The sequence below is a fragment of the Stenotrophomonas panacihumi genome (assembly GCF_001431645.1).
Classification (GTDB): domain Bacteria; phylum Pseudomonadota; class Gammaproteobacteria; order Xanthomonadales; family Xanthomonadaceae; genus Stenotrophomonas_A; species Stenotrophomonas_A panacihumi.
In genome coordinates, this window is the sequence record NZ_LLXU01000126.1 from 1 (window position 1) to 18286 (window position 18286).

An 18286-nucleotide genomic window follows, 5' to 3' on the forward strand; every position below is an offset into this window, starting at 1 on the left:
CGTCGCCGCCGACGGCGTGCTGGAAATCCTGCCGGACGGCTTCGGCTTCCTGCGCGCGGCCGAGGCCAGCTACCTGGCCGGCCCGGACGACACCTACATCTCGCCCAGCCAGATCCGCCGCTTCAACCTGCGTACCGGCGACTACCTCTCCGGGCGCATCCGCTTCCCGAAGGACGGCGAGCGCTACTTCGCGCTGTCCACGATCGACACGATCAACGGCGAGCCGCTGGAAGCGTCGAAGAACAAGGTGCTGTTCGAGAACCTGACCCCCCTGTTCCCGCGCAAGCGCTTCACGCTGGAACGCGGCAACGGTTCCTCGGAAGACATCGCCGGCCGCATCCTCGACCTGATGGCCCCGCAGGGCAAGGGACAGCGCGCGCTGATCGTCTCGCCGCCCAAGGCCGGCAAGACGATGATGATGCAGCAGATCGCCACGGCGATCACGACCAACCACCCGGACGTGCACATGATCGTGCTGCTCATCGACGAGCGTCCGGAAGAAGTGACGGAAATGCAGCGCACCGTGCGCGGCGAGGTCATCAGCTCGACCTTCGACGAGCCGGCCGCGCGCCACGTGCAGGTCGCCGAAATGGTGATCGAGCGCGCCAAGCGCCTGGTCGAGCACAAGAAGGACGTGGTGATCCTGCTCGATTCGATCACCCGCTTGGCGCGCGCGTACAACAACGTCGTGCCCAGCTCCGGCAAGGTGCTGACCGGCGGCGTGGACGCCAACGCCCTGCACCGCCCGAAGCGCTTCTTCGGCGCGGCGCGTAACGTCGAGGAAGGCGGTTCGCTGACCATCATCGCCACCGCGCTGGTCGAGACCGGCTCGAAGATGGACGAGGTGATCTACGAAGAGTTCAAGGGCACCGGCAACAGCGAAGTGCATTTGAACCGCCGCATCACCGAGAAGCGCGTCTACCCGGCGATCGACATCAACCGTTCGGGCACGCGCCGCGAGGACCTGCTCATCGAGCCGGAGCTGCTGCAGAAGATCTGGATCCTGCGCAAGCTGCTGCACCCGATGGACGAAATCGCCGCGATGGAATTCCTGCTCGACAAGATGAAGAGCACGAAGTCCAACGACGAGTTCTTCAATTCGATGAAGCGCTGAGTCGGCAGGACCTGGCCACATGGAACGCCCCGCTTTCGCGGGGCGTTCTTTTTTTTGGCGAGGGCGCGGCTCAGCCGCCTTGCAGCGGGGTCAGCAGCTTCGGCGTACGGCTGTCGGCCATGTAGACGCCGCCGTCCACCAGGGTGTCTGGCGCGAAGTTGGCTGAGTCAGAGGTGCTGCTCCACGGCGCAACCTGGCGCGGACCCGGCACGTAACTGATCCATTGCCCGTAGGTCTGCCCTTCGCTCGGATCGCGGTTGAGCGAATAGCTGACCGGGATACGCACGCTCCAGTAGGGCTGGGACGCAGCCTCGCCCTCGGTCGGCACGCGGAACGTCCAGCGCTTGGACGCCAGGATGGCGCTGTCGGCAAACAACTTGCGGAATTGGGCCATCTCGCCTTCGCTGCCGATCACGCGCAGGTTGACCTGCTCGGCCACGACGTCCTCGACTTTGCCATCGCGCCCCACCTTCACCACCAGATAGACAGTACCGGCCGCATTGGAGCGGAAGGCGTCGGTGGGGTACTTCGGCGCATCCAGTTTCAGATAGGCCACGGATTGCGGGTCCTTGGCATCGTAGCGCTCGAAACTCACGCCCCGCAGCGCGATCTCGTATCGGTCGCCGTCGAGCTTCTTGGCCACCACGCGCAGGCGCATCGGTGCGATCGCCTTCACCGCGTGGCCTTCGCGCACCACCGGCTGGAATTTCCATTGCAGTGCGTTGTCGCGCACCAGTTTCACGACGCCGCTGGGCAGCTTCTCTTCCTGGTCGATATCCAGCCGCGACACCGACCCATCGGTCTCGATATAGACATCGCCCGCCACCACCAGGCTCGACTCGATCTGCTTGCGCACGCTGCCCGGGCCTGCGCCAGTACCGGCCATCGCCATCGACGGCGCCAGCGCGCCACCCAGTGCGAGTACCAGCGCCAGCCTGCGAATTCCCTTCATCGCCATCACCACACTCCTTGGGGTTGCCGTGCGCCGATTACATCGCAGGCCCGGGCCACGCGCAAATCTTCACGCCAGCCGCAGCCGGTCCGCGTAAGGCGGCGTATCCGGATAATCGTCCTCGCGCAGCCGCGCCTGCAAATCGCGCCACCATTGCGGGTCGAACAGTTCACCGTGATGCACGCGCACGGCTTCCAGCATCTGCGCCGGCAGGCCCATGAACAGCGGGAACCGCTCGGGGAACACGTCGTGCGGCCCGACATGGAACCAGGGCTCGGCCGCCATCTGCTCCTCATACGTGGTCGCCTTCGGCCAGTCGCGGAACTCGCAGTCGGTAACCAGGCACAGCTCGTCGTAGTCGTAGAACACGGCGCGCTGGTGGCGGGTGATGCCGAAGTTCTTCAGCAGCATGTCGCCGGGGAAGATGTTGTTGCGCGCCATGTCGCGGATCGCTTGCGCGTAATCCAGCGCGGCCGCGCGCGCCGGCTCCGGCAGCTGTTCGCGCAGGTAAAGGTTGAGCGGGCGCAGCCGGCGCTGGATATAGCACAGGTCGAAGATCAGGTCCTCGCCCTCCTCGATCACGCTGAGCGCGCAGGTTTCGCGAAGCTCGCGCAGCAGTGGCTCGGCGAAGCGCTCGCGCGGGAAGCGCAGGAAGCGGTACGGCTGTGCATCGAGCAGGCGGCCGACGCGGTCGAGCTGGAACACCAGCTCGTACTTCCCCTCCACCTCGGCGCGGCTCATCTTCTTCGGGTAGGCGAAGCGGTCGCGGATCAGCTTGAACACCAGCGGATAGCTCGGCAGGGTGAACACCGCCATCACCATGCCCGGCGTGCCCTCGGCCTGCACCAGCTGTTCGTTCGGCTGCGCCTCGAAGTGGCGGAAGAACGTGCGGTAGCGCTCGGTCTTGCCCTGCTTGGCGCGGCCGAGCATGGTGTACAGCTCGTCGATCGGCTTGTGCGTCAACAGGCTGCGCAAGAACACCACCGCGTCGCCCACGGTCGGCAGGTCGGCCTGGAAATAGCTGCGCGAATTGCTGAAAAGCTGCGCCACGTCGCTGCGCCGGGTGAGCACCGCTTCGGCCCGCAGGCCGGCCTCATCGTTGACCAGGGCGATCACGCAGGGCGAGAAGCGATGCTCTCCGAACACGCGGCCGATCAGGTAGGCGCGGCGCTCGCGGTAGAACACGGTATCGAGCAGCTCGATGCCACGCACCGCATGCTCGCCCCAGTGCGCGAGGTCGTCGTGCAGGCGCACGGCAATCGCCGCGGCGCAGCGGGTGCGATGCGCGTACGGCACGGCGAACGGATAGTCGCCCAATACCCGCATCAACACCTCGGTCAGCCGGCCGGGCGAGACGGCATAGCTGTGGCGCGCCACCGGATGGGTGATGGCATCGGTGGGCTCGATGTCGAGCGCGACGAATTCGATGCCCGCGTCCACGCCCTGCGTGCGGAAGTACCGCCGCGTCAGCGTGTTGTAGAAGGTCTTGTACAGCTCCTGGTCGATCAGGCCTGACAGCAGTGCCGCGTAGTGCTCGCGCGCGCGGATCCACAGCGCGCGGTCATGCGCCTGCCCCATCAGCACCGCGCGCAGGCGCAGCATGCACTCGCCGATGCACTGGTCGTACAGCGCGATGCGCGCCACCGCATCCTCGCGCGCGGCGCTCCAGTCGCGGGTTTCAAAACGCAGCCTGGCGCGGCGGGTAATCTCGGCAAAGCGTGCGTGGTAATCCTCGAATGCGTCGAAGATCGACCGGCCGATGGCCTCGGCACGGCGTTCGGATTGCGGCGACGGCAAGGCGGTGGACATGCCGGCAGTGTACTCAGCGCTGGCGCGGGGCGCGGCGTGTTCGGCCGGCCGCGGGCAAGGCCAGCGCCTTGTCGGTATCGCGCACGTGCGCGGCGGCCTGTTCCAGCAGCCACGCGCGGAACTGGCCGAAGCCGCGATGCGTGGCCGAGCGCGCCGGATGCACGAGGTAGTGCGAGTAGTGCGTCTTGAGCCGGTGTGCGGACAGCGGCACCAGCTGGCCGGAGTCGATGAGCAGCCGCGCGCGCGTCACCCGCCCCAGCGCGACGCCCACGCCGTCGAGTGCGGCGCGGTGGTGGGATTCGGAATCATCGAGGAAGGCGACATAGCGGCTGGGCGGCGTTTCACCAGCCAGTTCGAACCAGCTGTTCCACTGCCCGTCCGGGTCGCCCAGCAGCGGCCATTGCGACAACGGCTTGGCCGCCACGCCACCCATGCGCGCCACCAGCGCGGGGCTGGCCATCGGCACCAGCCATTCGTCGAACAGCGGCTCGGCGATGACGCCCGGCCATTGCCCATGGCCCACGCGCATCGCCGCATCCACCTGCAGCTCGCGCTCGAAATCCACCACCCGCTCGCTGGAGAGCAGGCTGATCTCCACTTTCGGATGCGCGGCGAAGAACTGCCCCAGCCGCGGCACCAGCCACGCCGAGGCCATCGAAGGCGTGAGGCTGAGCGTGAGCACGTCGTCGCGCCGCGCGGCGAAGGGCTGCACCTCGCGCGCGATGGCATCCAGGTGTGGCGCGATGCGCTCCAGCAGGCGCTGCCCTTCCGGCGTGGGCACCACGCCGCGCGGATGGCGGCGCAGCAGCGGATAGCCCAGCCGCTCCTCCAGCGTGCGCATCTGGTGGCTGAGCGCACTCACCGTCAGGTGCATGGCTTCGGCGGCACGCGACAGGTTGCCCAGCCGCGCGGCGGTAACGAAGCCCTGCAGGGCGTGCAACGGCGGTCTGGACATGGTGCCTGCCTTGAACTGGATTCAACCCTGGCTTGCGAAACACTCGCTTTTCGCCCCGCCAGATTGCGCCCAACATCAATTCCACTCAAGTGGAGGCACGGACATGCGCATCTTCAACGACCTGTTGTTCCACCACGGCTTCGTCACGAATGAGGAACTGGCCCGCAAGCTGGCGCCCGGCGATGCGTTCCCGCCGCCGCCGGAAGCCCGCGGCGCGACCCATCCGCACAAGCATCCGCGCGCGCAGGTGCGCGCGCGGCAGGCCAGGCTGGTGCGAGTGCTGACGGCGCTGTCGCCGTTCCGCTGATGCGGTGGGGCGCGGCGAGCCGCCGCGCCCCCGGGGTGGCTCAGATGGCCAGGGTGCTTTCGACTTCCAGCACCTTGCGGCGGGCCAGCGCGAGGTTGGACTTGTTGCGGTCCAGCACCACGTAGAAGAACAGGCCCTTGCGCGTGCCGACCGGGCGCATGATGTGGTACGCGCGGCCCAGCGAGATCAGGATGTCCTCGATGGTGTCGTTGAGGTTGAGCGAGGCGGCCGTTTTCATCTTGGCGCGGATCACTTCGGTGTTGCCGGCGGCGGCGACTTCCATGTCCACGCCCGAGCCGGCCTCGCCCAGCAGCATGCCGCTTTCGTAATCGACCAGCGCCACCGCCTGCGCGCCGTCGATGGTCATCAGTTCGTTGAGCGAATCCTTCAGTCCCGCCATGGTGTTCCCCTAAGAGTGGAAAGAGCCTGTGGTGTGCCCCGGCGTCCAGGCCCTCAATCGCCGAGTCCGGCCAGGATCTTCTGGCCACATTCCTTCGCGCTCCACAGCACGTTGCCGATGACGCTGCGGGTATCGCAGGCGGCCATCAGCAACAGCGGGGCGCCGGGCGCGGGCAGGGCCAGCATCAGCACCTTGCCCTCGCCCGCTTCGAGCATCAGCACTTCCAGGTCGCCGAGCGCCAGCTCGCGGCCCACCGCGGCGGCCAGGGCGAGCATCGCGCTGGTCATCGCCGCCAGCCGCTCGCCGCTGGCGGTGGCCGGCTGCTGCACCAGCGCGAAGCCGTCCACGGTGGCGAGCACCGCGGTGCGCACGCCGTCGATCGCCTCGACGAAGGCGCGCAGCTGCGCATCGATCAGCGCGTGTTGGGTCGGCGCGAGCATCGCGCCGGGGCGTCCGTCAGCCATCCACATCCACCCAGGCTTGCGCCTCGATCTCGCCCATCAGGGCATCCATCAGCCACATCACCTGCTCGCCGTCACGCGCATCCAGCGGCACGATGGGCAGCGCGCGCAGGCGCGCGGCGACCAGGTCCGCGCAACGTTCCAGGTCCAGGTGCGGCGCCAGGTCCGGCTTGGAAAGCCCCACCACCGCCGGCAACCGCGGCGCATGCGTGCGCAGCGTGTAGAGATGACCCGCGAGCGCCTCGACCGGATCAGGCTGGCTCGCATCGGCCAGCAGCACCGCGCCGCTGGCGCCCTGCAACAGGATGGGCCAGATGAAGCCGAAGCGCTGCTGGCCCGGCGTGCCGTACAGGCGCAAACGGTCGCCATTGGGCAGCGCGACATCGGCGTAATCCATCGCCACCGTGGTGGCCGCCTTGCCGAGGTCGGCATCGGTGTTGGCCACGTCGGTATCGATCACCACGCCATCGGCGATCGCCCGCACCAGGGTCGATTTGCCCGCGCCGGGCGACCCCAGCACGACGATCTTGTGTTCTTGCATGCTCAATGCCTCGCCTGGCGCAGGCTGCGCCACACGCGCGCCAGCATCGTGGCGCCGCCGGTGTCGCGCGGCGTCGCCGGCGACGGCGCGGCGGCCCCTTCCCGCGCTTGCAGGCTGGCGTAGCCGCACAGGTAGGCCGAATGCACGAAGTGGCGCACGAGCTCGCTTTCCAACCCGAGCATGCTGGCGCACTCGCGCAGGCTGGCTGGGCGCTTGAGCAGCAGCGAACACAGGCGGAAGCCTTCGGGCTGGCGGGCGATCACGCGGAAGTCCGGCCAGCGCGACAGGCGCACCACCGCGCCGCCGTCGAGTTTTGCGTCGAGGTCGCGCCAATGGTCGCCATGCTGGCCGGCCTGCCAGAGCAGCGTGCGCAGCGGCAGGCGCGGCGCATTTTCTGGGGCGGGCGGCGCGGGAATTTCGAGGCGTGCCTGGTCCAGCCCGGTGCCCAGCCATGCGGGAAGTTCGCGTGCATCGGGCGCACCGGGCACGGCGACGATGTCGGCGCCGAAATCCAACAGCAGGTCCTGGCCGTTGCCGAGCACCAGCCGCGTGCGGCCCTGGCGATCACGCAGGCGGCGGCGCAGTTCGCGCGTCACGGCCTTGGCGCCGCGTGCGAGGCATTCGCTGTCGTGTGCCGCCGCGGCGCCGGGCGACACCGTGGAGATCGCGCAGAGCACGCGCTCGATGTGCCGGTCTTCCAACACGATGTCTTCGCGCGCGTGGCCGTCGACCAACCCGCCGTCCTCGTGTTCGATCCAGAACGGCATGCCCGGCCGCTGCAGCGCCATGCGCAACGCGGCGTGGCGCAGGCCCGGCGTGTCGCGCACCACCAGCAGGTCGCATTCGTCGAGCCCGCGGCAACTGCTCAGCCGCCCTTCGGGCAGCCCGGCCAATCGTTGCAAACGTTCCAGCAACGCACGCTCGGCGCGCACGTCCGCTCCCACGACCAGTACTCTGGCCATGTGCCCGCCCCCTGTCGTGATGAATCGCTCAGACTTAGCGCGAGGCTACGGCACGGCCGCACGCGCCAAGAGTGATCGATTGCACATCGCCCGGCTTCTTGCCGGAATTGCATATGGATTACGGGCGCGCAAAAGAAAACGCCCCGTGTCCTTCGACACGGGGCGCTTCATGAATGGACGACGCGGCTCACGCCGCCATCGCTCAGGCCTTCAACGTCGCCAGTGCGTCGTTGAAGGTCTGGCTCGGGCGCATCGCCGCGGCGACCTTGCCCAGGTCCGGGCGATAGTAGCCGCCGATGTCGACCGGCTTGCCCTGCGCGCCGTTGAGCTCGGCGACGATCTTCTGCTCGTCATCGGCCAGCCGCTTGGCGAGCGGGGCGAACTTGGCCTTCAGCGCGGCGTCCTCGTCCTGGTTCGCCAGCGCCTGCGCCCAGTACAGGGCGAGGTAGAAGTGGCTGCCGCGGTTGTCGATCTCGCCGATCTTGCGCGCCGGCGACTTGTTGTTGTCCAGGAGCTGGCCGTTGGCCACGTCCAGCGCCTTGGCCAGCACCTTGGCCGATGCGTTGTCGTAGCGGTTGCCCAGGTGCTCCAGCGACGCGGCCAGCGCCAGGAACTCGCCCAGCGAATCCCAGCGCAGGTAATCCTCTTCGGTGAACTGCTGCACGTGCTTGGGCGCCGAACCGCCCGCGCCGGTCTCGAACAGGCCGCCACCGGCCATCAGCGGCACGATGGAGAGCATCTTGGCGCTGGTGCCCAGCTCCATGATCGGGAACAGGTCGGTGAGGTAGTCGCGCAGCACGTTGCCGGTGACGGAGATGGTGTCCTCGCCCTTGCGGATGCGCTCCAGCGACACCTTCGTCGCTTCCACCGGCGGCAGGATGCGGATGTCCAGGCCGTTCGTGTCGTGGTCCTTCAGGTACTGCTCGACCTTGGCGATCACCTGCGCGTCATGCGCGCGCGCCTTGTCCAGCCAGAACACCGCCGGGGTGGCGCTCAGGCGGGCACGCTCGACGGCGAGCTTCACCCAGTCCTGGATCGGCGCGTCCTTGGTCTGGCACATGCGCCAGATGTCGCCGGCTTCCACCGCATGCTCGAACACCACCTTGCCCTGCTCGTCGAGCACCTGCACGGTGCCGGCGGTGGGCAGGATGAAGGTCTTGTCGTGCGAGCCGTATTCCTCGGCCTTCTGCGCCATCAGGCCCACGTTCGGCACACTGCCCATGGTCGCCGGGTCGAACGCGCCGTGCGCCTTGCAGTCCTCGATGACGGCCTGGTACACGCCGGCATAGCAGCGGTCCGGGATCACCGCCTTGGTGTCCTGCAGCTTGCCTTCGGCATTCCACATCTGGCCGGAGTCGCGGATCATCGCCGGCATCGAGGCGTCGACGATCACGTCGCTCGGCACGTGCAGGTTGGTGATGCCCTTGTCCGAATTGACCATCGCCACGCCCGGGCGCTGCGCGTACTCGGCGGCGATGTCGGCCTTGATCTGCGCCTGCTGGTCCGCCGGCAGGCTGCCGATGCGCGCGTACAGGTCGCCGATGCCGTTGTTGGCGTCGAAGCCGACCGACTTCAGCGCCTCGGCATGCTTGGCCAGCACGTCGCGGTAGAACTCGCCCACCACGATGCCGAACATCACCGGGTCGGAGACCTTCATCATGGTCGCCTTCAGGTGCAGCGAGAACAGCACGCCCTGCGACCTGGCATCGGCGATCTGTGCATCGATGAAGGTGGCCAGCGCCTTGCGGCTCATCAGCGCGGCATCGACGATCTCGCCGGCCTTCACCGCCACCTTGTCCTTGAGCACGGTGGTCTGGCCGTCGTTGCCGACCAGCACGATCTTCAGCGCGCCGGCGGCCGGCACGGTGGCCGACTTCTCGCTGCCGAAGAAGTCACCACCGTCCATGTGCGAGACGTGCGACTTCGATTCGCTGCTCCACTTGCCCATGCGGTGCGGATGCTTGCGCGCGTAGTTCTTCACCGACAGCGGCGCGCGGCGGTCCGAATTGCCTTCGCGCAGTACCGGGTTCACCGCGCTGCCCTTGACGCGGTCGTAGCGCGCCTTGATGTCGCGCTCCTTGTCGTCCTTCGGCGCGTCCGGATACTCCGGCAGCTTGAAGCCCTGCGCCTGCAGTTCCTTGATCGCGGCCAGCAGCTGCGGCACCGAGGCGCTGATGTTCGGCAGCTTGATGATGTTGGCTTCCGGCGTGGTCGCCAGCTCGCCCAGCTCGGCCAGGTCGTCGGCGGTCTTGTGCGCGGCGTCGAGGAAGTCCGGGAACTGCGAGAGGATGCGCGCGGCCAGCGAGATGTCGCGCGTTTCCACCACGATGCCGGCGGTGTCGGTGTAGGCGTCGATGATCGGCAGCAGGGACTGGGTCGCGAGGTACGGCGCCTCGTCCGTGAGGGTGTAGAGGATCTTCGGGGTATTCGACATGATCAGCGTGACTCGGTTCTGCTTCGGGAGGGGGCACCGGGGCCGGACGAAGGCAGGCGCGAAGCATCACTGTCCGCTGCGCGCTCATGCCGGGAAACGACGTCGGGAAATACCGGGCAATCGCTGCATTGTCGCCGTTTGGCGGCGCCCGGGCAAAGCCGGGCGGTACGGGCCGCTGTGTCCCACGGCGATACGCGGGCGCACGGTGGGCCCGGCATCGGGATGGTTTCCAGGCGAACGATTTCCCCAATAAAAAGAGGCGCAGCTTGCGCTGCGCCCCACATGCACCGTCCCGCCGGGAGAGAGTCGGCGGGCGCGCTTGCCCTGCTTACTTCACTTCGAACGTCTGCGGCATTCCAGCCGCTTGTCCGTCGACGCTGGCCTGCGCGGTATAGGTACCCGCCGGCCAGCCGTTGGCGTTGGTGAACTCGACATTGGTCGTTTCCGCGCCGGTGGTATTGAGCGTGGCGCTCTGCTCGCCGGCCACCTGGCCGTCCTGGAAGGTCAGCTTGACGCCGAGGTTGGCGCCGGTGGCCGTGCCCTCGGTCTTCACCGAGACGATGATCTTGTCCTTGCTGCCCAGCGTGGCGAGCGGTGCCACGCTCTTGTCGGCGGCAGCGGTGTTGCCCACGGTGATGCCGCTGACGGTGACCGCGGCCGCGGCAGGCGCGGTGGCCGGCGGTGGCGTGGTGGCGGCCGGTTCGGCGGCCGGCGGCGGCGGTGCCGCCATCTCGCTGGTGTCTTCCTTCTTCTTGCAGCCCGCCAGGGCCAGGCTGGCAGCCAGGCCGATGATCAGCGTGCGGGAAAGGGTCTTGGCGTTGGACATGAAATCCTCCGGGTTCGATGGCGTGCGCGAGGCGCTGTTCGATGGACGGCTCAGGATTTGGCTGGCAGGCGCAGGGTCTGCCCGGGGAAAATCTTGTCCGGGTCATCCAGCACGTCGCGGTTGGCCTGGAAGATCTTCTGCCAGGCATTGGCGTCGCCGTAGTGCTGCTTGGCGATCTTGGAGAGCGAATCGCCCTTCTGCACGGTGTAGGACTGCTCGCCGACGATCTCCGCGGTGCTGTCCACCGTGGCGGTCACACCGGAGAAATCGGCCTTGGGCACGACCTCCGCAGTGCTGTCGACCTTGGCGGTGACGCCGGAGAAATCGGCCTTCTTGTCGTTGCTGGTCATGGGCAGGGTCCGTGATGCCACATCGTGGGATCACGGTTGCACGGCCCGTGTTAAGAGTGGATCGCGCCAGCGTGAAGCCGGCGCATGCCATCGGTTGCGGCTGTTACTGTCGCGCGTCGCGGCGTGCGACAGGCGCCGGGGCGCCCGGCGTGGCGCGCCACGGGTTGATGTCCAGCCCGCCACGGCGGGTGTAGCGCGCCTCCACCACCAGCCATTGCGGCTGGCAGCAGCGCGAGACGTCGTGGAAGATGCGCTCCACGCATTGCTCGTGGAATTCGGCGTGGTCGCGATAGCTGACCAGATACCGCAGCAGGCCTTCGACATCGATCGGCGCACCGCGATAGCGCAGCGTCACGTTCGCCCAGTCCGGCTGGCCGGTCACCGGGCAGTTGGATTTCAGCAGCGCCGAGGCCAGCGTTTCCTCCACCGCCTCACCGGGCCGCGTGCGCAGGTGGCTGGCGTTGGGCGGGCCGTAGTCGTCGATGCTGACATCCAGGCCGTCGATGCTGTGCTCGGCGGCGTCATCGAGGACCGGCGGCAGGCCGAACTCCACGCTGACCGGCGCGCCGGCGCGCGCGGACAGGTCGGTGGCGATGCACTCGCGCACCGCCGCCGGGCTGTTGAAGCGCGTGCTGTTGAGCGAGTTGAGATAGAGCTTGAGCGACTTGGATTCGACCAGGTTCGGCGAATCGCTCGGCACGTGCAGCGTGGCGGTGGCCACGCACGGCTTGCCCTGGGCGTCGAGCCAGCCGATTTCATAGGCATGCCAGCGGTCCAGGCCGACGAACGGCAGCGCGGCGGGATCAATGCCGATCGACTCGCGGCTGGGCAGGCGCGGGATCGGGAACAGCAGCGAGGGGTCGTAGCGGGTCGGGTAAGCGACCTCGCGCCCGAGGCTGGAATCGGCGGGGGTGTTCATGGCGGCATTTTACGCCGCGGGCGCTGAATCCCCCGTCGCCGCGGGCGGGCCGGGCCGGGCGCACGGCGGCGCCCGGCCGGACGGGTATTCAGCCCTGCGGCCCGCCGTGCAGGTAATCCAGCGATACCTGCAGCAGCGCGCGCAGGCCGATGTCCAGCGACTTCTCGTCGAGCAGGAACTTCGGCGAGTGGTTGCTGGGCGCGGTGGCCGGGTCGATGCCGACGCTGGTGGAACCGACGAAGAAGAACATCCCCGGCACCTCGCGCGCATAGAAGGAGAAGTCCTCCGCGCCCATCTGCAGCGGCGGCTCGTAGACGTTGCCGGCGCCGACCACGGCCTGCAGGCTGGGCAGCATCTTGGCGGTCAGGGCGGGGTCGTTGATGGTGGCCGGGTTGCCGTCCTGGTCGGGCACCTGCGCCTCGGCGCGGGCGCCGTGCGCGGCGGCGGTGTGCTCGGCCACGTTCTTCAGGTCGGCGAAGATCTTCTGCCGCATCTCCTCGTCGAAGGTGCGGATGGTGCCGACCATCTCCACCTCGTCGGGGATGATGTTGTAGCGGATGCCGCCCTTGATCGCCCCGAAGCTCACCACCGCCGGCTGCTTGGCGATGTTGGCCTGGCGGCTGACCACCGTCTGCGCGGCGCTGATCAGGTCGGCGCTGGCGACGATCGGGTCGATGCCGTTCCACGGCGCCGAGCCGTGGGTCTGGCGGCCGATCACCTTGATGTTGAAGCGGTCCGAGGCGGCCATCAGCGGGCCGCCGCGCACGGCGATCTGCCCGGCCTGGACGCTGGAGAACACATGCAGACCGAACACCGCCTCCGGCTTGAAGTCGGCGAACAGGCCTTCCTTGAGCATCAGCGAGGCGCCGCCTTCCTCGTTGCCCGGCGCGCCTTCCTCCGAGGGCTGGAAGATCAGCATCACCTGGCCCGGCAGCTGCGCCTTCATCGCCACCAGCGCGTCGGCCACGCCGAGCAGGATGGCGGTGTGCGCATCGTGGCCGCAGGCGTGCATCACGCCCACCGGCTCGCCGCGGTATTCGGCCTTCACCTTGGAGGCGAACGGCAGGCCGGTCTGCTCGGTCACCGGCAGGGCGTCCATGTCCGCGCGCAGGGCGATCTTCGGGCCGGGCAGGCCGCCTTCGATGATCGCCACCACGCCATGGTGGGCGATGCCCACGCGCGGCTTCAGGCCGAGCTTGCGCAGGTGCGCGGCGACCTGGGCCGAGGTGCGCTCCTCGCGGTTGGACAGTTCCGGATGCTCGTGGAAGTCGCGGCGCCAGCTCACCACCTGGGCCTGCAGCTTGGCGGCGGCGGCGGTGACCTCGGGGCGTTCGCCGGGGGCGGCCACGGCCATCCAGGGGAGCGTCAGCAGCAGGGCACCGGCCCAGACACGCGGGTGGGGCATCACGAATCCTCGAAGGGGTGGAAACCCACAATCTAATGCAGCGTGGCCCGGCGTACACGCCAAACCGGTCAACCAAACGCCTCCCCGTGCGTTGCAGGGGGTATCGGCGGCATGAACCAAAGCGTTCGGCCACGGTCTGACTGGCCCGTCAGTCATGGTCCAATCGCCACGATCCGGCGATAAGCTTGCCGGCTTGCCGGGTAGCCCCCCGCCCCCTACCGCATCAGGAGTTGTCGAATGTCGCGTTTCTGGAAGATCTCGCTGCTCGTGGTGGCAGTGGTCGTGGTGCTGGCCATTGGCGCCCGCATGCTGCGGGGAGGGCACGAGGGACGCGGCGGGCAGGGGGGGCCGAATGCGGCGCAGGGCGGCGACGCCAGCCAGGACAACGGCCCGGTGCCGGTCACCGCGGTGCCGGCGACCACCCAGGACGTGCCGGTTTATGCCAACGCGCTGGGCACGGTGACCGCGTTGAACACGGTCACGGTGAGCCCGCAGGTCGGCGGCCAGCTGCTGAGCATCAATTTCAAGGAAGGCCAGGAAGTGAAGAAGGGCGAGCTGCTCGCGCAGATCGACCCGCGCACCCTGCAGGCCAGCTATGACGAGGCCGCCGCGGCCAAGCGCCAGAACCAGGCGCTGCTGGCCACCGCCCGTTCCAACTTCGCCCGCTCCAGCGCGCCGGAGTACCAGCAGTACGTCTCCAAGACCGACCTGGACACCCAGCGCAACCAGGTGTCGCAGTACGAAGCGGCGGTGGCCGCCAACGATGCCTCCATGCGCGCCGCGCAGGTGCAGCTGCAGTACACCCGCATCACCGCGCCGATCGACGGCATCGCCGGCATCCGCGGCGTGGACGTGGGCAACATCGTCAGCACCAGCACGGCGATCGTCACCCTGACCCAGATCCACCCGATCTACGTGTCCTTCAACCTGCCCGAGCGCCAGCTCACCGCGGTGCGTGAAGGCCAGGCGCAGGCGCCGCTGCCCGTGGCCGCGCTGGACCGCGGCGACGCCCACGTGATCAGCGGCGCCGGCAAGCTGGACGTCATCGACAACCGCATCTCCGCCGACAGCGGCACCTTCGGCGCGCGCGCGATCTTCGACAACGCCGACAACGCGCTGTGGCCGGGCCAGTTCGTCAACGTGCGCCTGCAGCTGCGCACCATCCCGGGCGGCATCGTGGTGCCGGCGCAGGCCGTGCAGCGCGGCCCGGACGGCGATTACGTCTACGTGGTGCAGGCCGACAGCACCGTGCAGATGCAGACGGTCAAGCAGGGCGTGGAAGTGGACGACAGCCACGTGCAGATCGCCAGCGGCCTGAAGGCCGGCCAGAAGGTGGTGACCGAAGGCCAGTTCCGCCTCAAGCCGGGCAGCAAGGTGCAGGCGCTGGCGCCGGGCGAGACCCCCGCCCCGCCGACCGAGGCCGAGCTGAAGGCCGCGGCGGGCAAGAACCGCGGCGGTGGCGGCGGTCGCCGCGGCGGCGGTCCGCGCTGATCCATTGATCGACCGGGACGACGGCCCGCCGTCGTCCCCGCCTCGCCGGCGCCCACCGGGCGCCGGTCTGTTCCACCGACACCGAACCACAGCAGGAGAGCCGCGTGGGCTTCTCGACGATCTTCATCCGCCGCCCCATCGCCACCTCGCTGCTGATGGCGGGCGTGTTGCTGCTGGGCATCCTCGGCTACCGCCAGCTGCCCGTCTCGGCGCTGCCGGAAATCGACGCCCCCAGCCTGGTGGTCACCACCCAGTACCCGGGCGCCAACGCCTCGACGATGGCCTCGCTGGTCACCACGCCGCTGGAGCGCCAGTTCGGCCAGATCTCCGGCCTGGACATGATGACCTCCGACTCCTCGGCGGGCCTGTCCACGATCATCCTGCAGTTCTCCACTGACAAGGACATCGACATCGCCGCGCAGGACGTGCAGGCGGCGATCCGCCAGGCCACCCTGCCCTCCTCGCTGCCCTACCAGCCGGTCTACAACCGGGTGAACCCGGCCGACGCGGCGATCATCACCCTCAAGCTCACCTCCGACACGCTGCCGCTGCGCGAGATCAACCGCTATGCGGACGCGATCCTGGCCCAGCGCCTGTCGCAGGTGCAGGGCGTGGGCCTGGTGTCCATCGCCGGCAACGTGCGCCCGGCCGTGCGCATCCAGGTCAACCCGGCGCAGCTGTCGAACATGGGCCTGACCATGGAGTCGCTGCGCAGCGCGCTGACGCAGACCAACGTGTCGGCGCCGAAGGGCTCGCTCAACGGCAAGACCCAGTCCTACAGCATCGGCACCAACGACCAGCTCACCAACGCCGCCGAGTACCAGGACACCATCATCAGCTACCAGAACGGCGCGCCGGTGCGGCTGCGCGACGTGGCCGCGGTGGTGGACGGGGTGGAGAACGACCAGCTTTCAGCCTGGGCCGACGGCAAGCAGGCGGTGCTGCTGGAGATCCGCCGCCAGCCGGGCGCCAACATCGTGCAGACCGTCGAGCAGGTGCGCGCGATCCTGCCGCAGCTGCAGGCCGTGCTGCCGGCCGACGTGCACCTGGAGGTCTTCTCCGACCGCACCGAGACCATCCGCGCCTCCGTGCATGAGGTGAAGTTCACCCTGATCCTGACCATCGGCCTGGTGGTGGCGGTGATCTTCGTGTTCCTGCGCCGGTTGTGGGCCACGATCATCCCGTCGGTCGCGGTGCCGCTGTCGCTGGCCGGCACGTTCGGCGTGATGGCCTTCGCCGGCATGTCGCTGGACAACCTCTCGCTGATGGCGCTGGTGGTGGCGACAGGCTTCGTGGTGGACGACGCGATCGTGATGATCGAGAACATCGTGCGCTACATCGAGCAGGGCATGGACGGCCAGGAAGCGGCCGAGACCGGCGCGCGCCAGATCGGCTTCACCGTGCTCTCGCTGACCGTCTCGCTGGTGGCGGTGTTCCTGCCGCTGATCCTGATGCCGGGCGTGACCGGGCGCCTGTTCCATGAGTTCGCCTGGGTGCTGTCGATCGCGGTGGTCATCTCGATGGTGGTCTCGCTGACGCTGACCCCCATGATGTGCGCCTACCTGCTCAAGCCCGACGCCCTGCCCGAGGGCGAGGACGCGCACGAGCGCGCGGCGGCCGCCGGCAAGACCAACCTGTGGACGCGCACGGTCGCGCTGTACGAGCGAACGCTGGACTGGGTGCTCGACCACCAGCCGCTGACACTGGGCGTGGCGGTCGGCGCGGTCGCGCTGACAGTCATCCTGTACGTCGTCATTCCCAAGGGCCTGCTGCCCGAACAGGACACCGGCCTGATCACCGGCGTGGTGCAGGCCGACCAGAACGTCGCCTTCCCGCAGATGGAGCAGCGCACCCAGGCCGTGGCCGAGGCGCTGCGCAAGGATCCGGCGGTGACCGGCGTGGCCGCCTTCATCGGCGCCGGCACGATGAACCCGACGCTCAACCAGGGCCAGCTGTCGATCGTGCTGAAGACGCGCAGCGACCGCGACTCCCTGGAGGACATCCTGCCGCGCCTGCAGAAGGCCGTGTCCGGCATCCCGGGCGTGGCGCTGTACCTCAAGCCGGTGCAGGACGTGACGCTCGATACCCGCGTGGCCGCCACCGAGTACCAGTACTCGATGTCCAGCGTGGACAGCGCCGAGCTGTCGCAGTGGGCGACGAAGATGACCGAGGCGCTGCGCCAGCTGCCCGAGCTGGCCGATGTCGACAACAACCTGGCCAACGAGGGCCGGGCGCTGGAGATCAACATCGACCGCGACAAGGCCAGCATGCTGGGCGTGCCGATGCAGACCATCGACGACACGCTCTACGACAGCTTCGGCCAGCGCCAGATCTCCACCATCTTCACCGAGCTCAACCAGTACCGCGTGGTGCTGGAAGTGGCGCCGGAGTTCCGCACCAGCACCGCGCTGATGAACCAGCTGGCCGTGGCCAGCAACGGCAGCGGCGCGCTGACCGGCACCAACGCCACCAGCTTCGGCCAGGTGACCTCGTCCAACTCCTCCACCGCCACCGGCATCGGCAACCAGAACACCGGCATCACCGTCGGCGCGGGCAGCATCATCCCGCTCTCGGCGCTGGCCGAGGCCAAGGTCACCAACACGCCGCTGGTGGTGAGCCACCAGCAGCAGCTGCCGGCGATCACGATCTCCTTCAACCTGGCGCCGGGCTACTCGCTGTCGCAGGCGGTGGACGCGATCAACCGCGTCGCCGCCGAGCAGCAGGTGCCTTCGCAGGTGCATGCGCAGTTCATCGGCAAGGCCGCCGAGTTCACCGGCAGCCAGACCGACGTGGTGTGGCTGCTGCTGGCCTCCATCGTGCTGATCTACATCGTGCTGGGCGTGCTGTACGAGAGCTACATCCACCCGCTGACGATCATCTCGACCCTGCCGCCGGCCGGCGTGGGCGCGCTGCTGGCGCTGATGATGTGCGGGCTGAGCCTGTCGGTGGACGGCATCGTGGGCATCGTGCTGCTGATCGGCATCGTGAAGAAGAACGCGATCATGATGATCGACTTCGCCATCGAGGCCCGCCGCGCCGGCGCCAGCGCGCACGACGCGATCCGCCGCGCCTGCCTGCTGCGCTTCCGCCCGATCATGATGACCACCGCGGCCGCCATGCTCGGCGCGCTGCCGCTGGCGCTGGGCACCGGCATCGGTTCGGAGCTGCGCCGTCCGCTGGGCATCTCCATCGTCGGCGGCCTGCTGCTCTCGCAGCTGGTGACGCTGTACACCACGCCGGTGATCTACCTGTACATGGAACGCATGTCCGACCGCCTGAACGCCTGGCGCGCGCAGCGCGCGGCGAAGCACGGCGGCAAGCCGGCGACGGAGCAGGCATGAAGACGCAGGCAATGGAGCG

General features: G+C 68.5%; 16 protein-coding genes. 4 read left to right on the forward strand and 12 right to left on the reverse strand.

All coding sequences use genetic code 11. The features are described 5' to 3' along the window. Positions 1 to 1114, forward strand: a 1114-nt coding sequence (rho, locus tag ARC20_RS15910) for a transcription termination factor Rho (RefSeq protein WP_081418234.1), incomplete at its 5' end; no start/stop codon positions are given. Between the two features lie 70 nt (positions 1115 to 1184). Here the strand turns inward: rho and ARC20_RS15915 are convergent. The 3 genes from ARC20_RS15915 to ARC20_RS15925 all read right to left on the reverse strand — a co-directional run bounded on the left by ARC20_RS15915 (position 1185) and on the right by ARC20_RS15925 (position 4830). Further along, a complete protein-coding gene (locus ARC20_RS15915) occupies positions 1185 to 2072 on the reverse strand; it encodes an energy transducer TonB (protein WP_057648889.1) in 888 nt (295 codons plus the stop codon). 63 nt (positions 2073 to 2135) lie between these two features. After that, complete coding sequence (aceK, locus tag ARC20_RS15920; RefSeq protein WP_057648890.1) at positions 2136 to 3875, reverse strand: bifunctional isocitrate dehydrogenase kinase/phosphatase; 1740 nt, start codon at positions 3873 to 3875, stop codon at positions 2136 to 2138. 13 nt (positions 3876 to 3888) lie between these two features. Further along, the gene (locus tag ARC20_RS15925; protein WP_057648892.1) at positions 3889 to 4830 is read right to left on the reverse strand and encodes a LysR substrate-binding domain-containing protein; all 942 of its coding nucleotides are present in this window, start codon (positions 4828 to 4830) and stop codon (positions 3889 to 3891) included. Between the two features lie 103 nt (positions 4831 to 4933). Here ARC20_RS15925 and ARC20_RS15930 point away from each other — a divergent pair, with 103 nt between their 5' ends. After that, positions 4934 to 5137, forward strand: a complete 204-nt coding sequence (locus tag ARC20_RS15930; RefSeq protein WP_057648894.1) for a hypothetical protein — start codon at positions 4934 to 4936, stop codon at positions 5135 to 5137. A gap of 40 nt (positions 5138 to 5177) precedes the next feature. On the opposite strand, the gene ARC20_RS15935 is transcribed toward ARC20_RS15930, so the two are convergent. From ARC20_RS15935 to ARC20_RS15975, 9 genes are all read right to left on the reverse strand, one after another. Continuing rightward, entirely contained in the window at positions 5178 to 5537 is a 360-nt protein-coding gene (locus ARC20_RS15935; RefSeq protein WP_057648896.1) for a hypothetical protein, read from the reverse strand. A gap of 53 nt (positions 5538 to 5590) precedes the next feature. Then, positions 5591 to 6001 (reverse strand): roadblock/LC7 domain-containing protein, encoded by a 411-nt coding sequence (locus tag ARC20_RS15940; RefSeq protein WP_057648898.1) that lies wholly within the window; start codon positions 5999 to 6001, stop codon positions 5591 to 5593. Further along, positions 5994 to 6539, reverse strand: coding sequence for a GTP-binding protein (locus ARC20_RS15945; protein ID WP_057648900.1), 546 nt, complete (start codon positions 6537 to 6539; stop codon positions 5994 to 5996). Before ARC20_RS15945 ends, ARC20_RS15940 begins: the two co-directional genes overlap by 8 nt. Before the next feature lie 2 nt (positions 6540 to 6541). Continuing rightward, on the reverse strand, positions 6542 to 7501 hold the full coding sequence (locus ARC20_RS15950) for a hypothetical protein (RefSeq protein ID WP_057648903.1): 960 nt from the start codon (positions 7499 to 7501) through the stop codon (positions 6542 to 6544). Between the two features lie 202 nt (positions 7502 to 7703). Next, positions 7704 to 9935, reverse strand: coding sequence for an NADP-dependent isocitrate dehydrogenase (locus ARC20_RS15955; RefSeq protein ID WP_057648905.1), 2232 nt, complete (start codon positions 9933 to 9935; stop codon positions 7704 to 7706). Between the two features lie 328 nt (positions 9936 to 10263). Continuing rightward, complete coding sequence (locus ARC20_RS15960) at positions 10264 to 10761, reverse strand: hypothetical protein (RefSeq protein ID WP_057648908.1); 498 nt, start codon at positions 10759 to 10761, stop codon at positions 10264 to 10266. A 50-nt stretch (positions 10762 to 10811) separates the two neighbouring features. After that, a complete protein-coding gene (locus tag ARC20_RS15965) occupies positions 10812 to 11111 on the reverse strand; it encodes a LysM peptidoglycan-binding domain-containing protein (RefSeq protein ID WP_057648910.1) in 300 nt (99 codons plus the stop codon). 103 nt (positions 11112 to 11214) lie between these two features. Further along, positions 11215 to 12030, reverse strand: a complete 816-nt coding sequence (gene queF / locus ARC20_RS15970) for an NADPH-dependent 7-cyano-7-deazaguanine reductase QueF (RefSeq protein WP_057648911.1) — start codon at positions 12028 to 12030, stop codon at positions 11215 to 11217. Between the two features lie 88 nt (positions 12031 to 12118). Then, positions 12119 to 13435: a M20 family metallopeptidase gene (locus ARC20_RS15975; RefSeq protein ID WP_057648913.1), complete on the reverse strand. Its 1317-nt coding sequence runs from the start codon at positions 13433 to 13435 to the stop codon at positions 12119 to 12121. A 237-nt stretch (positions 13436 to 13672) separates the two neighbouring features. Here ARC20_RS15975 and ARC20_RS15980 point away from each other — a divergent pair, with 237 nt between their 5' ends. Together ARC20_RS15980 and ARC20_RS15985 are read left to right on the forward strand one after the other, a co-directional pair. Next, positions 13673 to 14926, forward strand: a complete 1254-nt coding sequence (locus tag ARC20_RS15980) for an efflux RND transporter periplasmic adaptor subunit (protein WP_057648916.1) — start codon at positions 13673 to 13675, stop codon at positions 14924 to 14926. Between the two features lie 104 nt (positions 14927 to 15030). Then, the gene (locus ARC20_RS15985) at positions 15031 to 18267 is read left to right on the forward strand and encodes an efflux RND transporter permease subunit (RefSeq protein WP_057648917.1); all 3237 of its coding nucleotides are present in this window, start codon (positions 15031 to 15033) and stop codon (positions 18265 to 18267) included. Positions 18268 to 18286: the final 19 nt, after the last annotated feature.